Genomic DNA, 16,354 nt, shown 5'->3' with positions numbered 1-16,354 from the left:
CCCCCGCGCCGTAGTCACAATCAGGCTGAGGGGTGGTGGGCGCACCAAGGTGAGGGGCGTAGGCCCACCCAGGCGAGGAGTCGCGGGCGCACCCAAGCGAGGGCGTCGACGCACCCCCCGGCCAAGGTGGTCGGTGCACCCCAGCCGAGTCACAGGCACACCCCGTCCCGGGACCCCGCAGCCACAATCAAGCCCCGCAGCGGCGCCCCCGCCCCGCCCTCACGACACGTACCGCTCCCGCAACTTCCGCTTGTACAACTTCCCATTCGGATCCCGAGGCAGCTCCGGCAGATAATCCACCGACCGCGGCAACTTGAACCGAGCCAACCGAGTCTCCGCATACGCGAGCAGCTCAGCCGTAAGCTCCGCAGACCCTTCAACCCCGTCCGCAGGCTGCACCACCGCCTTGATCTCCTCCCCCCAGTCCTCATGCGGCACCCCGAACACGGCCACATCGGCGACCTTCGGATGCATCACCAGTTCGCCCTCGATCTCCGCCGGATAAATGTTCACCCCGCCGGAAATGATCATGTCCGCCTTGCGGTCGTGCAGGAACAAATACCCGTCCTCGTCGAGATGCCCGACGTCACCCAGCGTGAACAAATCCCCGACCCGGGCCTTCTCGGTCTTGGCGCGATCCCGGTGATACTCGAACTTCGAGTCCCCCATCTTCATGTACACCGCACCCGTCTCGCCAACAGGCACTTCGTTCCCGGCGTCGTCCAGGATCCGGATCGTCGACCCCGGCCACGGCAATCCAACAGACCCCGGCTTCCGCAACCAGTCCTCGCCGGAAATCACCGTCCCGCCGCCCTCAGTCGCCGCGTAATACTCGGTGACAACGGGACCCCACCACTCGAGCATCTGCCGCTTGACCTCAATCGGACAAGGCGCGGCCCCGTGAATCATCACGCGCAGCGAACTCAGGTCGTATTTCGTGCGCACCTCCTCCGGCAGGGCAAGCAAGCGGCGGAACTGCGTCGGCACCATATGGCTGTGCGTCACCCGATGCCGCTCGATCAGCCGCAGCATTTCCTCGGCGTCCCACCGGTCCATCAGCACCGCGGTATGCCCCAACTGCAGCGAAATCGCCACGAAATTCAGCACCGCCGTGTGATACAGCGGCGACCCGCACAAATGCACGTGATCGTCGAACGGCTGCAGCCCGAACACCCCGAAGAACCACGTCGAAGCGGCAGGCACCTGATCCGGATCCGCCCCGGTCAGCGGCCGCTTGACGCCCTTGGGCCGCCCCGTCGTGCCCGAGGTGTAGAGCATCGGCGACCCCGCGGTCCGGTTGTCCGGCCGCCCGTCGCCCAGCCCCGCGCCCAGTTCCTCGACGAGACGGAAGCCCGGCACCGATCCCACGGCGAACCGCGCCGAAGCGGGCAAGCCAGCCTCATCGGCCGCGGCCACCGCGACGTCCGCGAACCGTTCGTGCGCCAGGAAAGCTTTCGCTCCGCTGTCGGAGAGGATGTACGCGACTTCCGGCCCGACGAGATGCCAGTTCACCACCACCACGTACAGGCCGGTCTGGATCGCCGCGAAGTACGCGGCGACCAGGTCGTCGCCGTTCGGCAGCAGCAGCACTACCGAATCGCCGACGCCGAGGCCCAGTTCGCGCAGCCCGGAGGCGTACCGGTTGGCTTTCGCGGTCAGTTCGCCGTACGTGATTTCCCGCCCGTCCGGATCCACCAGCGCCACCCGGGCGGGCTCGGCCGCGGCGATGGTCCACAGTCCCAGGTCCATCACTCAAATCTAGAACGCGTTCCACATAGACACAACAGGTTCCTTGCCTCGGATTCGAGAACGTGTTTCACTCGGAGCCGTGACGGTTTCGGATGCCCCTCTGTCGGCGCCGCTCAACGTCGGCTTCGACTACACCCGTTCGACCGGCCCGGTGCTCGGCCGGTTCGTCAACGCGTTGCGCGAACGCCGGATCGAAGGCGTGCGCGGCAGCGACGGACGCGTGCACGTGCCCCCGGTGGAGTACGACCCCGCCACCGCGGACCCGTTGACCGAGTTCGTCCCGGTCGGCACAGAAGGCACTGTCGTTTCCTGGTCCTGGTGCGCGGATCCGCTCGACGGCCAGCCGCTGTCGCGTCCGTTCGCCTGGGTGCTGGTGAAACTCGACGGCGCGGACACCAGCCTGCTGCACGCGCTCGACGCCGGCTCGCCGGACAACGTCCACATCGGACAGCGCGTGCGCGTGCGGTGGGCGGGCGAAACGGTCGGCCACATCCGCGACATCGCGTACTTCCTGCCCGCGGACGCGCCGGACACCACGCCCACCGAGGCTCCCCCGCCGGTGGCGGAACGCGAAGAAGGCGCGCCGGTCAGCGTGATCATCACGCCAGTGCACCTGAAATACCAGCATTCCGCGTCGCCGGAGGAAAGCCGGTACCTGCGCGGCCTCGCCGAGGGCCGGATGCTCGGCCAGCGCTGCCCCGAATGCGGCAAGGTCTACATCCCGCCGCGCGGCGCGTGCCCGGTCGACGGCGTGCCGACCACCGACGAGGTGGAACTGCCCGACACGGGCATCGTCACGACGTTCTGCATCGTCAACGTGCCGTTCCTCGGCCAGCGCATCAAGCCGCCGTACGTCGCGGCGTACATCCTGCTCGACGGGGCCGACATCGCGTTCCTGCACCTCGTGCTCGGCTGCGCCGCCGAGGAGGTCCGGATGGGCATGCGCGTGCGCGCCAGCTGGCGGCCGCGCGAGGAATGGTGGACGTCGCTGGAGAACATCAGCCACTTCGAGCCCACCGGCGAGCCGGACGCCGAGTACGAGACCTTCGCCCACCACCTGTGAGGAACCATGCCTGAAGTAGCCGTAGCCGGTTTCGCGCAGGCGCCCAACGTCCGCAAGACCGAGGGCACCACCAACGGCGTGGAAATGCTCGTGCCGATCCTCGCCGAGGCCTTCGCGGCGACCGGACTGTCCAAACAAGACATCGGGTTCTGGTGCTCCGGATCCTCGGATTACCTCGCCGGGCGCGCGTTTTCGTTCATCGCCGCGGTGGACGCGCTCGGTGCGTTCCCGCCGATCCACGAGTCCCATGTGGAAATGGACGCCGCCTGGGCGCTGTATGAGGCGTGGCTGAAGATCCGCACCGGCGAGGTCGACACCGCGCTTGTGTACGGCTTCGGCAAAGCCAGCGCCGGACAGCTCCGGCGAGTCATGGCCATGCAGCTGGACCCGTACCTCGTCACTCCACTGTGGCCGGACTCGCTGGCGATCGCCGGACTGCAGGCCCGATTGGGTCTCGAAGGCGGGTTGTGGTCCGAAAAGGACTTGGCCGAAGTGGCTGCCCGGTCCCGGGCGGACGCGGCGAACAACCCCGCCGCACAGCTGTCCGGAACCGTGGACGTCGCTGACCTGCTCGACACCCCGTATGTCGCCGATCCCCTTCGCGCACACGACATCGCACCGGTGACGGATGGCGCGTCGGTGATCATCCTGGCCTCGGCGGAACGCGCGCGCGACCTCGTGGAGCGGCCCGCGATCATCTCCGGACTGGAGCACCGCATCGACTCCCCCGTCCTCGGCGCGCGCGATCTCACCCGTTCTCCTTCGACGGCCGCCGCCGCGGCCCGGCTGGATCTGGACGGGGTCGAACTGGCCGAGTTGCACGCGCCGTTCACGCATCAGGAGCTCATCCTGCGCCGCGAACTCGGGTTCGGGGACAGCGTCCGGATCAACCCGTCCGGCGGCGCGCTCACCGGGAACCCGATGTTCTCCGCCGGCCTCGCGCGGATCGGCGAGGCCGCCGCGCGCATCCACCGCGGCGAAGCGGCCAAGACGCTCGCCCACGCGACCAGCGGACCTGCCCTGCAGCAGAACCTCCTCGCCGTGCTGGAGGCACGATGACGAAACAGCTCGCCGCGGTGCTCGGGACCGGGCAGACGCACCACCGCGCGAAGCGCACTGACGTGTCGATGGCCGGTCTGCTCCGCGAGGCGATCGACCGCGCGATGACGGACGCCCAGGTCGGGTGGGACGACATCGAGGCCGTCGTGATCGGCAAGGCGCCGGACCTGTTCGAGGGCGTCATGATGCCCGAACTGTTCCTCTCGGACGCGTTGGGGGCGAACGGGAAACCGCTGATTCGCGTGCACACCGCGGGTTCGGTCGGCGGGTCGACCGCGTTGGTCGCCGCTTCGCTGATCCAGTCCGGCGTGCACCGGCGCGTGCTGACGGTGGCGTTCGAGAAGCAGTCCGAATCGAACGCGATGTGGGGCCTGTCGATTCTGCCGCCGTTTCAGATGCCGGTCGGCGCTGGAGCCGGTGGGTACTTCGCGCCGCACGTCCGGTCGTACATCCGCCGTTCCGGCGCGCCGGAACACATCGGCGCGATTGTGGCGGCGAAGGATCGGCGCAACGGCGCGTTGAATCCGTACGCGCATCTGCAGCAGGCCGACATCACGGTCGAATCGGTGCAGGCGTCGCAGATGCTGTGGGACCCGATCCGGTACGACGAAACGTGCCCGTCCTCCGACGGCGCCTGCGCGATGGTGCTCGGCGACGAAGCCGCCGGGGACGCGGTGCCGGGCGGTGCGGCGTGGATCCACGCGACCGCGATGCGGACCGAGCCCACGACGTTCGCCGGACGCGACCAGGTCAGCCCGCAAGCCGGTCGCGACGCGGCAGCGGCGTTGTGGCGCGACGCGGGCATCGCCGATCCACTGTCCGAAGTGGACGTCGCGGAGATTTACGTGCCATTCTCCTGGTTCGAGCCGATGTGGCTGGAAAACCTCGGCTTCGCCGCCGAGGGAGAGGGCTGGAAGATTACCGAGGCCGGCGATACGGCGATCGGCGGGCGGCTGCCGGTGAACCCGTCGGGCGGCGTGCTGTCGTCGAATCCCATTGGCGCGTCCGGGATGCTGCGGTTCTCCGAAGCGGCGAAGCAGGTGATGGGCCGCGCGGGCGATTATCAGGTGGACGGGGCTCGGGTCGCGATGGGCCACGCTTACGGCGGCGGCTCGCAGTATTTCAGCATGTGGGTCGTCGGGGCGGAAAAGCCCTCGTGAGTGTTCCGGCCGGTTAGAACCGGCTTAACCACTCACGAGTCCCTCCGCCGCCCCCTTCTCAACGCGACCGCTGTCCCCAACGCCCCGACCACCGCCCCCAGCAGCGCCGCCTTGCCGCTGTTCTGCTTGGGGGCGATGATCGGCCGCAGCTGCGTCGCCGCCGGGGGCTGGATCGGCTTGCGCGGCGCGTCGCGGGCGGTCGCGGTCCAGGCCGTGATGTAGATGAGCATCCGGGCGATCAGCGAGATGAAGAACAGCAGACCGATGACCGAACCGAACGCCACGCCGGACGGCGATTTGCTGATCAAGTTCAGGTAGAACCCGCCGGCCAGTTTGAGCAGTTCGAAGCCCACCGCCGCGGCGACCGCGCCGCGCATCGCGCTGCGCCAGCCGACGCGTTCCCGCGGCAGCCGGGTGAGCACCCACAGGAACACCAGCCAGTCGGCGAGCAGCGCCAGCGGCACCGAGACGAACGACAGCAGGTTGTGCCCCCAGCTCGTGTCCTCGACGCCGACCAGCCCCAGCAGCGAACGGCCGACCGCGGTGCCGGACACCGAGATCCCGAACGACACCAGCAGCGCCGCGGCGAGGCCGAGCAGCGCCAGCACGTCCATCAGGATCGTGCGCAGCAGCGGGCCTTCGGACCGGTTCTGGCCGTACATCGCGGTGAGCGCGTCCCGCAGCGCGTTCATCCAGTTCCAGCCGGAGTACAGGCCGACGACCAGACCGGCGACCCCGACCCCGGTGCGCTGCTCGACGAACCCGGTCAGGAGCGACGAGACCTGGGAGCCGATCGGGCCGGGCAGCGAGCCGGAAATGCCGCGTACCAGCGCGTCGAGCAGGTGCGGCTGCGTCGCGAGCACGAAGCCGGCCGCCGACGAGGCCACCATCAGGATCGGCACCAGCGACAGCAGGCTGAAGTAGGTAATCGACGCGACGTAGTGATAACCGCCGTAGTCGATGTACCGGTTGGTGGCGCGTGCGATGTGGTCCAGCCATCGGTACCGGGCACGCGCGCGGGCCCACTTGCTCGGCCCCGGGGTCTTGCTGGAACGCTTCACCGTCACTGTTTACCCAGCGGACGCGCTCTTTGTCGCAAAAGACACGCATTCAGGCCAGTACGACCGGGGCGTGCCCGTCGTCACGCGGCAGCGGTTCGTCGGTCGTGGCGAAGACAGTCGCGCCGAGGAAGTCGAGTTCGCAGCCCAGCGTCGCGAGGAACGGGGTGTCGGCGGCGTCGCGTCCGGTGGCGATGCGGAGCATGGTCTGGCGCGGGGCCAACCGGGTGGCGTCGAAGACGTACCAGCGGCCGTCGATGCCTGCTTCGAAGACCGCGTGGAAGTCCATCGGCTGCAGACCCGGCGCATACACCGACGTGTAGCGCGCGGGTACGTCGACGAGGCGGCACAACGCGACGCATACGTGCGCGAAGTCGCGACAGACGCCTTCGCCGGCGAGGAGCGTGTCGATGGCGTCGTGGGTGGGGCCGCCGGAGCCGACGACGTACGCGAGCCTGCGGTGTACGTGGTCGACGATCGCCTGCACTCGCGCCCGCGCGCCGGTCAGCTCGCCGATGCCCGGTGGCAGCAGACCGCCCATCCGGTCGGACGGGCAGTACCGGCTGGGCCGCGTGTACCGCGCGATGTCGGCGAGCGTGACGGATTCGGCGTTGCCGCGATGCAGCACGCGTTCGCCGTGGTAGGTGACGCGGTGCTCTCCCTCGGCGAGGTCGTACACCTCCGCGCGAGTGCCGTGTTCGAATTCGGCGGTGCGCGCGGAACCGGCGTCGGACACGGCGAGTTCGCCGGCGTCCGCGCGCACGGCGGCGACCGAAATCGCGGCGAGGCCGGGTTTCGTCACCCGGACGCCGAATTCCACGTCTACCGTCGTGCGCACGGGGCCATCATGCCGGTGCGTCGCGCGCCTTGCCGGACAAGCCGTTCGCCCGGGCGTTTCGCCTGCTCAGGCGTAGCGGACCTGGTAGTGCTTGATCCCGTTGAGCCAGCTGGAACGCAGCCGCTCGGGCGCGGAGACCTTGGCGATGCCCGGCATCACGTCGGCGATCGCGTTGAAGATCAGGTCGATCTCCAGCCGGGCGAGGTTCGCGCCGATGCAGTAGTGCGAACCGGTGCCGCCGAAGCCGACGTGCTGGTTGTCCTCGCGGAGGATGTCGAACTTGCCGGGTTCGTCGAAGACTTCGGGGTCGAAGTTGGCCGAGCTGTAGAACATCCCGACGCGGTCGCCCTTGCGGATCCGCGCGCCGCCGAGTTCGGTGTCGCGGGTCGCGGTGCGCTGGAACGCGACGACCGGCGTCGCCCAGCGGACGATCTCGTCCGGCGCGGTCTTCGGGCGCTGCTCCTTGAAGATGTCCCACTGGTCCGGGTGGTCGAGGAACGCCTTCATGCCGTGCGTGATCGCGTTGCGGGTGGTCTCGTTGCCCGCGACGGCCAGCAGGATCACGAAGAACCCGAACTCGTCGGAGCCGAGCGATTCGCCGTCGACGTCGGCCTGGACGAGCTTCGTGACGATGTCGTCCATCGGGCAGCGGCGGCGGTCCTCGGCCATGTTCCAGGCGTAGTCGACGAGCTCCGCGGACGCGGCGATCGGCTCGAGGTCGTATTCCGGGTCGTCGTAGGCGATCATCTGGTTGGACCAGTCGAAGATCTTGAGCCGGTCCTCCTGCGGCACGCCGATCAGTTCGGCGATCGCCTGCAGCGGCAGCTCGCACGCGACGTCGGTGACGAAGTCGCCGGAGCCCTTCTTCTTGGCCTCGTGCACGATCCGCTCGGCGCGGTCGCGCAGGGTGTCCTCGAGCTTCGCGATCGAGCGCGGGGTGAACCCCTTCGACACGATGCGGCGGAGCTTGGTGTGCTGCGGCGCGTCCATGTTCAGCAGGACGAGCCGGTTGGCGTCGAGGCCCTCGGCCGTCATCTGGTCGTCGAACCGGATGATCGCGGTCTTTTCCCTCGACGAGTAGAGCTCGCTGTCGCGCGAGACCGCCTTGACGTCGGCGTGGCGCGTGACGACCCAGTAGCCGTCGTCGCCGAAGCCTGCGGTGTTGTGCGGCTGCGGGTTCCACCAGACGGGCGCCGTGCGGCGGAGTTCGGCGAACTCCTCCAGGGGCAGCCGGCTGGCGTAGAGGTCCGGATCGGTGAAGTCGAAACCGGCGGGCAAAAGGGGGGCTGCCACGGCTTGGCCTCCTGCGCGGGATCGGCGGTGATACCCAACTGCAACGCGTTCTATGACCCCAGTAGAGCATACGGTGTTAACCAACGGAACCCGCTTGAGTGAAACCTGTTTACTTTACCGTTCCAGAACCAATTTGCGCAGGTGAGCGCTTGCTCATCCCGCAGTGATCGACTTCCGTGCTGTCATGCGGTCGCTTGTCATTAATAGGAACGTGTTCTAGTTTTGCCGGGGACGGAGCTTCGGAAGGGGACACTCGTGGGCGAACCGGTGATCGTGGCCGCGGCACGCACGCCGATCGGCAAGCGCGGCGGCTGGCTGTCCGGCCTGCACGCGGCCGAACTGCTGGGCGCGGCGGTGCGCGGGGTGGTCGAACGGGCCGGCATCGATCCGGCTCAGGTGGAGCAGGTGATCGGCGGAGCGGTCACGCAGGCGGGCGAGCAGTGCGGCAACCTGACCCGCACCGCGTGGCTGCACGCGGGCCTGCCGGAATCGACCGGAGCCACGACGATCGACGCGCAATGCGGTTCGGCGCAGCAGGCCGCGCATCTGGTGGCCGGGTTGATCGCGGCGGACGCGATCAGCGTCGGCGTGGCCTGCGGTGCGGAAGCGATGAGCCGGGTGCCGCTGGGCGCGAACCGCGGCGAGGGCGTCGGCTCCCCCAAGCCGGACTCGTGGTCGATCGACATGCCGGACCAATACGGTGCGGCGGAACGGATCGCGATCCGGCGAGGCATCACGCGCGAGGACGTCGACGCTTTCGGCGTGCGGTCGCAGGCCAATGCCGCGGCCGCGTGGTCGGCCGGGCATTTCTCCCGGGAAATCGTGCCGGTCACGACGGAAGCCGGGGTGGTGGACCGGGATCAGGGCTTGCGCGAGACCACAATGGAGGGTCTGGCACGGTTGAAGCCCGTGGTGCCGGACGGAATCCACACGGCGGGCTCGTCGTCCCAGATCTCCGACGGCGCCGCGGCGGTGCTGATCATGGACGCCTCGCTGGCCCGCTCGCTGGGCCTTCGCCCCCGCGCCCGAATCCGGCGGCAAGCGCTCGTCGGCGCGGAACCGTACTACCACCTCGACGGCCCGGTCCAGGCCACGACGAGGGTCTTGGAGGCGGCCGGGATGAAGATCGGGGACGTGGACCTGTTCGAGGTGAACGAGGCCTTCGCGTCGGTCGTGCTTTCGTGGCAGCGCATGCACAATCCGGACGAGTCGCGGGTGAACGTGAACGGCGGGGCGATCGCGCTGGGACATCCGGTAGGGAGCACCGGCGCGCGGTTGTTGACGACCGCGCTGCACGAACTGGAACGGCGGGACGCGACGACGGCGCTGGTGTCGATGTGCGCTGGCGGGGCGATGGCTACGGCGACGATCCTGGAGCGGATCTGAGTTCCCCGGGGGCCTGGTGTGTCCGTTGTCCGAGGTGCGGGACGACGGTGCTGCTTTCGACGTGCGCAGGCGGGGCGATCGCCACCGCGACGGTTTTCGAGTGGATCTGAGTTCAGCGGCGCAGCACCACCGTGCCCGTTGCCCGAGGTCGCTGATCTGCGGGACGACAGTGCTGGTGTCGACGTGCACTGACGGAGCGATCGCCACCGCGACAATTCTGCAGCGGAGCTGAGTTCACCGGCGCAGGACCGGCGTGTCCGTTGGCCGAGAGGTCGCCGATCTGTGTGACGGCGTTCGGGCCGTTTCTTGCCGCGCTGGCACGAATGTCGTTGCGGCAAGGGAACTTCGCGCGTCACTAGGGCCGGTCGTCAGTCCAGAGGCAGAACGGGTGCCCTGCCGGGTCCAGCAGTACGCGCACGTGGGGTTGCGGCTGGAACTCCGCCACCCGCGCACCCGCGGCGACCGCCTTTGTGACTGCGGCTTGCAGCGCCGTGCGTCCGTCGACCTCGAAGTCGAGGTGCAGTTGCATCTGCTGCTCCCCGACGGTCGCGGGCCAGACCGGGGGCACGTACTGGGTTTCCAGCTGAAACGACAGCCCTGCCCCGCCGCCGGGTGGGCGCAACGTGACCCACTCCGGTTCGTCAGTGCCGATCGGCCATCCGAGCAGCTTCCGGTAGAACTCGGCCAGCGTGCGGGGGTCGGGTGCGTCTAGGACGGTGGAGGTGAGTTTCATCAGGCCAGACTAGGGTTTCTGGCGCTGTACGCTTCTCCCCCGCGGCAAGACCGTCGCTGCGGGCGGCGAAGCCCAGCCGGACGTCACCGCAGACCAGCGCGGTCGCCGTCTACTGCGTCCGCGCTTCAGAAGGTCGACGATGGTGCCGCCGCGACCGGGTCGCGTCAGTCGAGCAGCTGCGCTTTCTCGGGCGCGGCGCATCCTCGCGTCTGAGCGCGCCCCACTGCCTCGCCCAAACCCGACATGCTTCCCCGGCCGTCGCTCCCTCACCGGATCTCAGCGGGATCCGCCAAGCAGCCCCGTCAGCTCACCTCCAGTTCCGTCCGCACCGCGGGGCCGTTGTCCGGTCTCGCGAAGCGCACCCAGCTGCCGGGGTGCCACGATTCGATCCACAGCGTGTTGTCTTCCACCCACGTCACCACGGCCTCTCGCAGATCCAGCCGGAACAGGTGGCTTTCCTGCCCCTCCTGGACGCGCGCGACCTCCGCCGGGTCGGTGATCTCCACCGCGTGGCCGGCGATTTTCGCGTCGCAGTCGTCCTCGATGCCGGGGAACGCGTGGAGCGCGAACCGGTCGTCGCGTTGGAGATCGCGGGCCTTGACCGCGCCGAGCATCGACCCGAGGTACGCCTCGCCGTCGCGGAAGTCGATCTCCGAACCGCTTACTCGTGGCGCGCCGTCGCGTCGCAAAGTGGCCAAGACGTGCGAATCCGCGGCGGCGAAGCGGGCTCGTACGCGCGAGGCCAGTGACGGGGCGGCGGCACTGAACTCATCCCAACTCGTCATTCCCGGAGTCTCGCACCCGCCACCGACAAAAACCGGCGTCCCGGAAGCGATCGGGTGAACCGGGTTGTGCTTGACTCTCGGCATGATCGCGGAAGATGCGGAGACTGCCCAGCATCGCTGTCCGGTCGAGGGCGGGGAACTGGCCGTCCGCACGACCGGCGAGGGGCCGCGGCTGCTGCTGGTCCCCGGCGGCACCGGTTCGGCGGACTCGTTCCGGGCGCTGGTCAAGCTCTTGCGCACGGATTTCACCGTGATCACCTACGATCGCCGCGGCCATTTTTCCAGCACGGACACCACGACCGGGCCCGTTCCGGTGGCCCTGCAGGCGGACGACGCCCTCGCGGTGCTCGACCACGTCGGCGGCACCGGGCCGGTTTCGATGTTCGGCACCAGTGCCGGTGCGTTGATCGGGCTGGATCTCGTCGCGCGGTACCCGGATCGGGTTGCCACGTTCGTCGCGCACGAGCCGCCCGCGATCCAGCTCATGCCGGACGCCGCGGGCATTCTCGAGGCCGCCGCGGCGCAGGTTCGGTTGGCCCGTTCGGGTGATCTGATGGGGGCGGTCACGCGGTTCGCGGACGGGATCGCCGGCGCCGCCCTGCCCGACCTGCCGCATCTGCGGCTGCCGAACGAGGCCGACTGGCTCCGGCTGTTCGACCGCGAGCTGACCGAGTTCTTCGACTACCTGCCGGACTTGCGCGCGCTGCGCCGGACGAACACCGAGATCGTGCCGGTCGCCGGGGAGGCCAGCCGCGGCTGGTACCACTACCAGCCCGCCAAAATCCTCGCGCTCGAACTCGGGCTGCCGTTCACCGAGACGCCGGGTGCGCACCTGGCGCCGCAACGCAATCCGGCCAAGTTCGCGGCGGCGTTGAAGGAACTTCTCGCCAACGCCTGAGAGTCGTGAGGGGCACCTTCACGCGCGCCGAAGGCGGCGAGGGGCACCCTCACGCACGCCGAAGCCGTGAAGGGTCCCTTCACCCACGCCGAAAGCAGCGAGGGGCACCCTCACGCACGCCGAAGCCGTGAAGGGTCCCTTCACGCACGCTCCGCGTGCGAGACCACGCCGAAAGCCGCGAAGGGCACGCTCACACACACCGAAAGCAGCGAGGGGGACTCTCGCGCACGCCGAAGCCGCGAAGGGTCCCTTCACCCACGCCGAAAGCAGCGAGGGACACCCTCACGCACACCGAAAGCAGCGAAGGGCACCCTCACACACGCCGAAGCCGCGAAGGGTCCCTTCACCCACACCGAAAGCCGCGAAGGGCACCTTCATCGACGCTGAGTCCGTCAGGGTCCCCCTCGCCGACACCGTCAGGGTGCCCGGCCCGGATCGGGGCTGTCCGTGAGGGGCTCCTTCACGGACGTGAGGTCCCTCAAGGAGCCCTTCACGGACCTTCCGCGCCCGCAGCAGCACCCCGCCGACGCCAAGGAAACTCCCGCACCAACCCCGGCAGCACGGCCAGCAGCAACACCCACAAAAACCGCGGCGGAGTCAGCGCCCCGCCGAGGAAGGCCAACGCGGCCGGAATCCCCACCCCGGCGAGCACCGCGGCGAAATCCCACCCCCGCCACATCCCGGAAGCCGCCCGTGCGACCACGCCCACCATTGTGAACGCCGCGACGCATCCGCACAGCAACCATCGCGTCCCCGCGGCGACATGCCCATGCGCGACAGACTCCACGGCATCCCCGAAACCCGCCGCCAAAGCCGCCAGCAGACCGGCCACCAGGCAGTGCACCGGCAGCAGAACGCGCGGCCCCCAAGCGGTCTGCGACAAATACGGGATCCCGCCGAACCCCTGGTACAGCGCCGCTCCCCACAAAGCCGCCAGCAGCGCCAAAACCCCGAGCACGGTCGAGAGCAGCGGCCACTCCCAGTCCGGGATCTCGGTCATCGCGTCGGTGACCGTCAGGACGCCCTCGCCGAGCACGATGATCGTGAAAAGTCCCAAGCGCTCGCCGAAATGCGCGATGTCCAGATGCGCGAAAGCCAGCCCCGGAGCGGATCGCTTGGACTGGGAGACCCGTTCCGCGACCCGTTCCGCCACCTGCTCCCCCGACATGGTCAGCCCGGCCACCAGGTCGATCCCCAGCCCGAGCGCCCACAGCGCGTACTTCCACGGCGCGTCGACCCACAACGAAACAACCCACGGCACCACGCCCATCCCGGCGTGCACCACGGGCCATTCGACGATGATCCGCGTGCTTTCGCGGCCTTCCCACACCCGGCTCGCAAGCGCGCGCACGGCCACATACGAGATGGCGAAGCCCTGCGCGTGCTCGCCGAGGTCGTGCACCGAACCGGCCATGAAAACCAGTCCGGCCATCGCCAGCAGCACCGGCATCGTGCGGGCCGCTTCGCCGGTGACGTTGCCGTACACGGTGAAGCACATCCACGCGGTCCAGAACGCGAGGAAGCACACGACGTAGAGGCCGGCGTCGCTCCAGGAAGTCGTTCCGCGCACGAGGTGCGAAAGCTGGGCGACGCCGGCGACCGCCACCAGGTCGAAGAAAAGTTCGAGCCAGGACGCGTGGCGTTCCCCGGTTTTCATGATCACGGCGGACAGTATGCCGTGATCATGAAGCTACCGGCCTAAACCGCGCGCGCTCCGTCCTGCCACACTTCCCGAACGTTCCCCGCCAGAGCCGGGAAATCGTACACATCGCCCGAAACGACCACGAGATCCGCGCGATATCCGGGAGCCAGCCGGCCCAGTTCGGCGTCCTTGCCCAGCAGCCGAGCGGCCGACGACGTGGCGGCGACCAGCACGTCCGCGGGGCTCATCCCGGCCGAGCGCATCAGTTCCAGCTCTTCGAGGTTCGTCCCGTGCGGGCCGACGCCGCTGTCGGTGCCCATCGCGATCCGGACCCCGGCTTCGGCGGCCCGGCGCACCGAATCGAGGTGGACCTCCGCGACCTCTTTCGCCTTCTGCACCACCGCGTCCGGCAGGGCGGCACCGGCGGCGGCCGCGCGGATGACGTTCACCGGGGCCACCAGCGTCGGGACGAGCCAGGTGCCGTGCGCGAGCATCAGTTCGATCGCTTCGTCGTCGAGGTAGATGCCGTGTTCGATCGACCGGATCCCGGCGCGGACGGCGTTCTTGACCCCCTCCGCGCCCTGGGCGTGGGCCATCACCGCGCGGCCCTGCATGGTCGCTTCGGCGACCAGGACGTCCAATTCCTCCGGCGTGAACTGCGAATGCCGCGGATCGTCCCGAGGAGACAGCACGCCACCGGTCGTGCAGACCTTCAGCACGTCGGCCCCGGCGCGCAACAGCGTCCGTGCGACTCGGCGCATCTCGTCCGGTCCGTCGGCCAGCGCGCTCGGGCGGCCGGGGTGCGGGAGCGACAGCGGAACGCAGTGCCCGGACGGCATCCATCCGTCGCCGTGCCCGCCGGTCGGGCTGATCAGGCCGATCGCGATTTCCAAGCGGGGACCGGGAATCAGGCCGTCCGCGACCGCCTGCTTGATGCCGAGATCGGCCCCGGCGGCGTCGCGGACCGTGGTGATGCCGAGCTTCAGCGTCGTCCACAGGTTCCGGGCGGCCTCGTAGAACTGGTACGAGAACGGCTTCTGCACCCGCTGCAGCAACCCGAGGTCGGACACCGTGACGTGCACGTGGCAGTCGAACATCCCGGGCAGCAGCGTCGCTCCGGCGCAGTCCACCGCGCGGTCGCCGTCGAGGCCCGTGCCGACCTCGACGATCCGGCCGTCCTCGACCGCGACGTCCGCCGGCGCGGGCGCGCTGCCCGCCCCGTCGAACACCGTGCCGCCGGTGAAAAGGGTCCGCGTCATACCGGTTCTCCTGTCTGCACAACGTCTCCGGACCGGGTCACGGCCCGTTCGATGGCTGCCGCGATCGCGAGCACGACCACGTTAACGGCAAGCCCGACCAGCCCGACGTTGACCGTGCCGACGAGTTTCGGGTCCACGAAGGTCAGCCAGATCACCACGACCTCGCCCGCGAGCAGCCCGGCGAACACCGGGGCCTTGCCGACCGGGACCTTCTTCAGGAAGCCCAGCAGGTTCGCCGGGGCCAGCTGCACCGATCCGGAGTACGTGAGCAGCAGCAGGTTCGCCAGCAGGTCCGGCCGGAAGATGCCGAGCACCAGGGCCAGCGCGCTGGCCAGCACGACCGTCCCGTGGTTGATCCAGAACTGCTTGCGCTCGCTGCGCACCCGGGTGATGTTCCGTGCCACCAAAGAGGAAATGCCGATCAGGATGCCCGCCGCGGGCACCATCGCGGTGGCCGTCGCGGCGACGACCACGAGGCCGGTGACCCAGCCCGGCAGCGCGTCCTTGCTCAGCGTCAGCAGGACGCCGTTCGGGTCGCTTCCTTTGGGCACCACCAGGATCGCGGCGAACCCGATGATCATCGGCAGCAGCAGGCACAGCTCGTACACCGGCATCCAGGTGTAATTGCGGCGCAGCACCTTCGGGTCGCGCGCGGACATCAGCGCGGGCCAGGTGTGCGGCAGCGTCATCAGGCCGACGCCGATCGCGCTGACCAGCATGCTCGTGATGAACCACGTGTGGTCGTTGGACCCGGCGTGCACGAACAGCTTCTCCGGATGCAGCTGGTCGATCTTGTGGAACACCCCGGACACGCCGCCGGCGAAATGCGCGGGCACCGCGATGATCAGCACCACCAGGACGACGAGCATGATCGCGTCCTTGAAATACGAAGTCGCCGCGACGCCGCGCAGCCCGGCCCACAGCACGAACGCGACCACCAGCACGCTGCCCGCGATCATGCTGAGCGTGCCGGACGCGTGGTCGCCGGTCACGAGCCGGACGATCAGCCCGAGCCCGGTGATCTGCAGCTGCAGGTACGGCAGCACGAACACGACGCCGAGGATGGCCGACACCGTGCCGAGCGCGCGGCTCGAGTACCGGTCCTCGAGGAAATCGCCCTGGGTCAGGTAGCCGCGTTCCTTGCCCATCCGCCAGATCCGCTTGGCGAGGAAGAACAGGACCACGTAGGCGATCGGGACGTACGGCAGCGCGTACATCGCCGCGACGCCGCCGGAGAACGCCAGCCCGGCCATGCCGAGGAAGGTGAAGGTCGTGAAGACCTCGCCGGCCTGCAGGAACCACATGGTCAGCGCGCCGAACTTCCGGCCGCCGACGGTCCATTCCGCGAGGTCCGCGGCGGGACGGCGGCGGCCGACGAAGCCGAGCACGCCGATGAGCAGGATGCCGGCGAGAGTGAAGGCGAGGATCATC

14 protein-coding genes are annotated in these 16,354 nt (G+C 69.0%); 5 read left to right on the top strand and 9 right to left on the bottom strand.

Annotated elements, in window-relative coordinates; genetic code table 11:
* Positions 1 to 219 precede the first annotated feature (219 nt).
* Positions 220 to 1,749, bottom strand: a complete 1,530-nt coding sequence (locus SSMG_RS10410; protein ID WP_037713231.1) for an acyl-CoA synthetase — start codon at positions 1,747 to 1,749, stop codon at positions 220 to 222.
* A gap of 79 nt (positions 1,750 to 1,828) precedes the next feature.
* On the opposite strand from SSMG_RS10410, the gene SSMG_RS10405 reads away from it, so the two are divergent.
* Genes SSMG_RS10405 through SSMG_RS10395 form a run of 3 tightly spaced genes read left to right on the top strand, consistent with a single transcriptional unit; the run spans position 1,829 to position 5,031 of the window.
* Positions 1,829 to 2,812 (top strand): Zn-ribbon domain-containing OB-fold protein, encoded by a 984-nt coding sequence (locus SSMG_RS10405; RefSeq protein ID WP_009075449.1) that lies wholly within the window; start codon positions 1,829 to 1,831, stop codon positions 2,810 to 2,812.
* 6 nt (positions 2,813 to 2,818) lie between these two features.
* Positions 2,819 to 3,871, top strand: a complete 1,053-nt coding sequence (locus tag SSMG_RS10400) for a thiolase domain-containing protein (protein WP_009075448.1) — start codon at positions 2,819 to 2,821, stop codon at positions 3,869 to 3,871.
* Complete coding sequence (locus SSMG_RS10395) at positions 3,868 to 5,031, top strand: thiolase domain-containing protein (RefSeq protein WP_009075446.1); 1,164 nt, start codon at positions 3,868 to 3,870, stop codon at positions 5,029 to 5,031. The genes SSMG_RS10400 and SSMG_RS10395 overlap by 4 nt, the downstream gene beginning before the upstream one ends.
* A 32-nt stretch (positions 5,032 to 5,063) precedes the next feature.
* On the opposite strand, the gene SSMG_RS10390 is transcribed toward SSMG_RS10395, so the two are convergent.
* The 3 genes from SSMG_RS10390 to SSMG_RS10380 form a co-directional block, all read right to left on the bottom strand.
* A complete protein-coding gene (locus SSMG_RS10390; RefSeq protein ID WP_199785863.1) occupies positions 5,064 to 6,092 on the bottom strand; it encodes a YhjD/YihY/BrkB family envelope integrity protein in 1,029 nt (342 codons plus the stop codon).
* Positions 6,093 to 6,141: 49 nt separating this feature from the next.
* The gene (locus SSMG_RS10385; protein ID WP_009075442.1) at positions 6,142 to 6,927 is read right to left on the bottom strand and encodes a transglutaminase family protein; all 786 of its coding nucleotides are present in this window, start codon (positions 6,925 to 6,927) and stop codon (positions 6,142 to 6,144) included.
* 66 nt (positions 6,928 to 6,993) lie between these two features.
* On the bottom strand, positions 6,994 to 8,220 hold the full coding sequence (locus SSMG_RS10380) for a cytochrome P450 (protein WP_009075441.1): 1,227 nt from the start codon (positions 8,218 to 8,220) through the stop codon (positions 6,994 to 6,996).
* Positions 8,221 to 8,475: 255 nt separating this feature from the next.
* Here SSMG_RS10380 and SSMG_RS10375 point away from each other — a divergent pair, with 255 nt between their 5' ends.
* Positions 8,476 to 9,606 (top strand): steroid 3-ketoacyl-CoA thiolase, encoded by a 1,131-nt coding sequence (locus tag SSMG_RS10375; protein WP_037713228.1) that lies wholly within the window; start codon positions 8,476 to 8,478, stop codon positions 9,604 to 9,606.
* A gap of 355 nt (positions 9,607 to 9,961) precedes the next feature.
* Here SSMG_RS10375 and SSMG_RS10370 read toward each other — a convergent pair whose 3' ends face one another.
* The gene (locus SSMG_RS10370) at positions 9,962 to 10,339 is read right to left on the bottom strand and encodes a VOC family protein (RefSeq protein ID WP_037713226.1); all 378 of its coding nucleotides are present in this window, start codon (positions 10,337 to 10,339) and stop codon (positions 9,962 to 9,964) included.
* A gap of 302 nt (positions 10,340 to 10,641) precedes the next feature.
* The gene (locus SSMG_RS10365) at positions 10,642 to 11,124 is read right to left on the bottom strand and encodes a pyridoxamine 5'-phosphate oxidase family protein (protein ID WP_009075435.1); all 483 of its coding nucleotides are present in this window, start codon (positions 11,122 to 11,124) and stop codon (positions 10,642 to 10,644) included.
* 82 nt (positions 11,125 to 11,206) lie between these two features.
* Here SSMG_RS10365 and SSMG_RS10360 point away from each other — a divergent pair, with 82 nt between their 5' ends.
* Positions 11,207 to 12,022 (top strand): alpha/beta fold hydrolase, encoded by an 816-nt coding sequence (locus SSMG_RS10360; protein ID WP_037716879.1) that lies wholly within the window; start codon positions 11,207 to 11,209, stop codon positions 12,020 to 12,022.
* Between the two features lie 490 nt (positions 12,023 to 12,512).
* On the opposite strand, the gene SSMG_RS10355 is transcribed toward SSMG_RS10360, so the two are convergent.
* Genes SSMG_RS10355 through SSMG_RS10345 form a run of 3 tightly spaced genes read right to left on the bottom strand, consistent with a single transcriptional unit; the run spans position 12,513 to position 16,353 of the window.
* Entirely contained in the window at positions 12,513 to 13,679 is a 1,167-nt protein-coding gene (locus tag SSMG_RS10355) for a low temperature requirement protein A (protein ID WP_234392864.1), read from the bottom strand.
* Between the two features lie 41 nt (positions 13,680 to 13,720).
* Positions 13,721 to 14,923 (bottom strand): amidohydrolase family protein, encoded by a 1,203-nt coding sequence (locus SSMG_RS10350; protein WP_009075427.1) that lies wholly within the window; start codon positions 14,921 to 14,923, stop codon positions 13,721 to 13,723.
* The gene (locus SSMG_RS10345; protein WP_009075426.1) at positions 14,920 to 16,353 is read right to left on the bottom strand and encodes a sodium:solute symporter; all 1,434 of its coding nucleotides are present in this window, start codon (positions 16,351 to 16,353) and stop codon (positions 14,920 to 14,922) included. Before SSMG_RS10345 ends, SSMG_RS10350 begins: the two co-directional genes overlap by 4 nt.
* Position 16,354 lies beyond the last annotated feature (1 nt).

The sequence above is a fragment of the Streptomyces sp. AA4 genome (genome assembly GCF_000158875.1).
Taxonomy (GTDB): domain Bacteria; phylum Actinomycetota; class Actinomycetes; order Mycobacteriales; family Pseudonocardiaceae; genus Amycolatopsis.
This window is presented reverse-complemented; position numbering and strand designations above follow the sequence as displayed.

Excerpts from the sequence above, each read along its gene's own strand:
- SSMG_RS10370 (WP_037713226.1), bottom strand. The coding sequence starts at position 10,339 with ATGAAACTCACCTCCACCGTCCTAGACGCACCCGACCCCCGCACGCTG.
- SSMG_RS10400 (WP_009075448.1), top strand. The coding sequence starts at position 2,819 with ATGCCTGAAGTAGCCGTAGCCGGTTTCGCGCAGGCGCCCAACGTCCGC.
- SSMG_RS10350 (WP_009075427.1), bottom strand. The coding sequence starts at position 14,923 with ATGACGCGGACCCTTTTCACCGGCGGCACGGTGTTCGACGGGGCGGGC.
- SSMG_RS10410 (WP_037713231.1), bottom strand. The coding sequence starts at position 1,749 with ATGGACCTGGGACTGTGGACCATCGCCGCGGCCGAGCCCGCCCGGGTG.
- SSMG_RS10395 (WP_009075446.1), top strand. The coding sequence starts at position 3,868 with ATGACGAAACAGCTCGCCGCGGTGCTCGGGACCGGGCAGACGCACCAC.
- SSMG_RS10360 (WP_037716879.1), top strand. The coding sequence starts at position 11,207 with ATGATCGCGGAAGATGCGGAGACTGCCCAGCATCGCTGTCCGGTCGAG.
- SSMG_RS10365 (WP_009075435.1), bottom strand. The coding sequence starts at position 11,124 with ATGACGAGTTGGGATGAGTTCAGTGCCGCCGCCCCGTCACTGGCCTCG.
- SSMG_RS10355 (WP_234392864.1), bottom strand. The coding sequence starts at position 13,679 with ATGAAAACCGGGGAACGCCACGCGTCCTGGCTCGAACTTTTCTTCGAC.
- SSMG_RS10345 (WP_009075426.1), bottom strand. The coding sequence starts at position 16,353 with ATGATCCTCGCCTTCACTCTCGCCGGCATCCTGCTCATCGGCGTGCTC.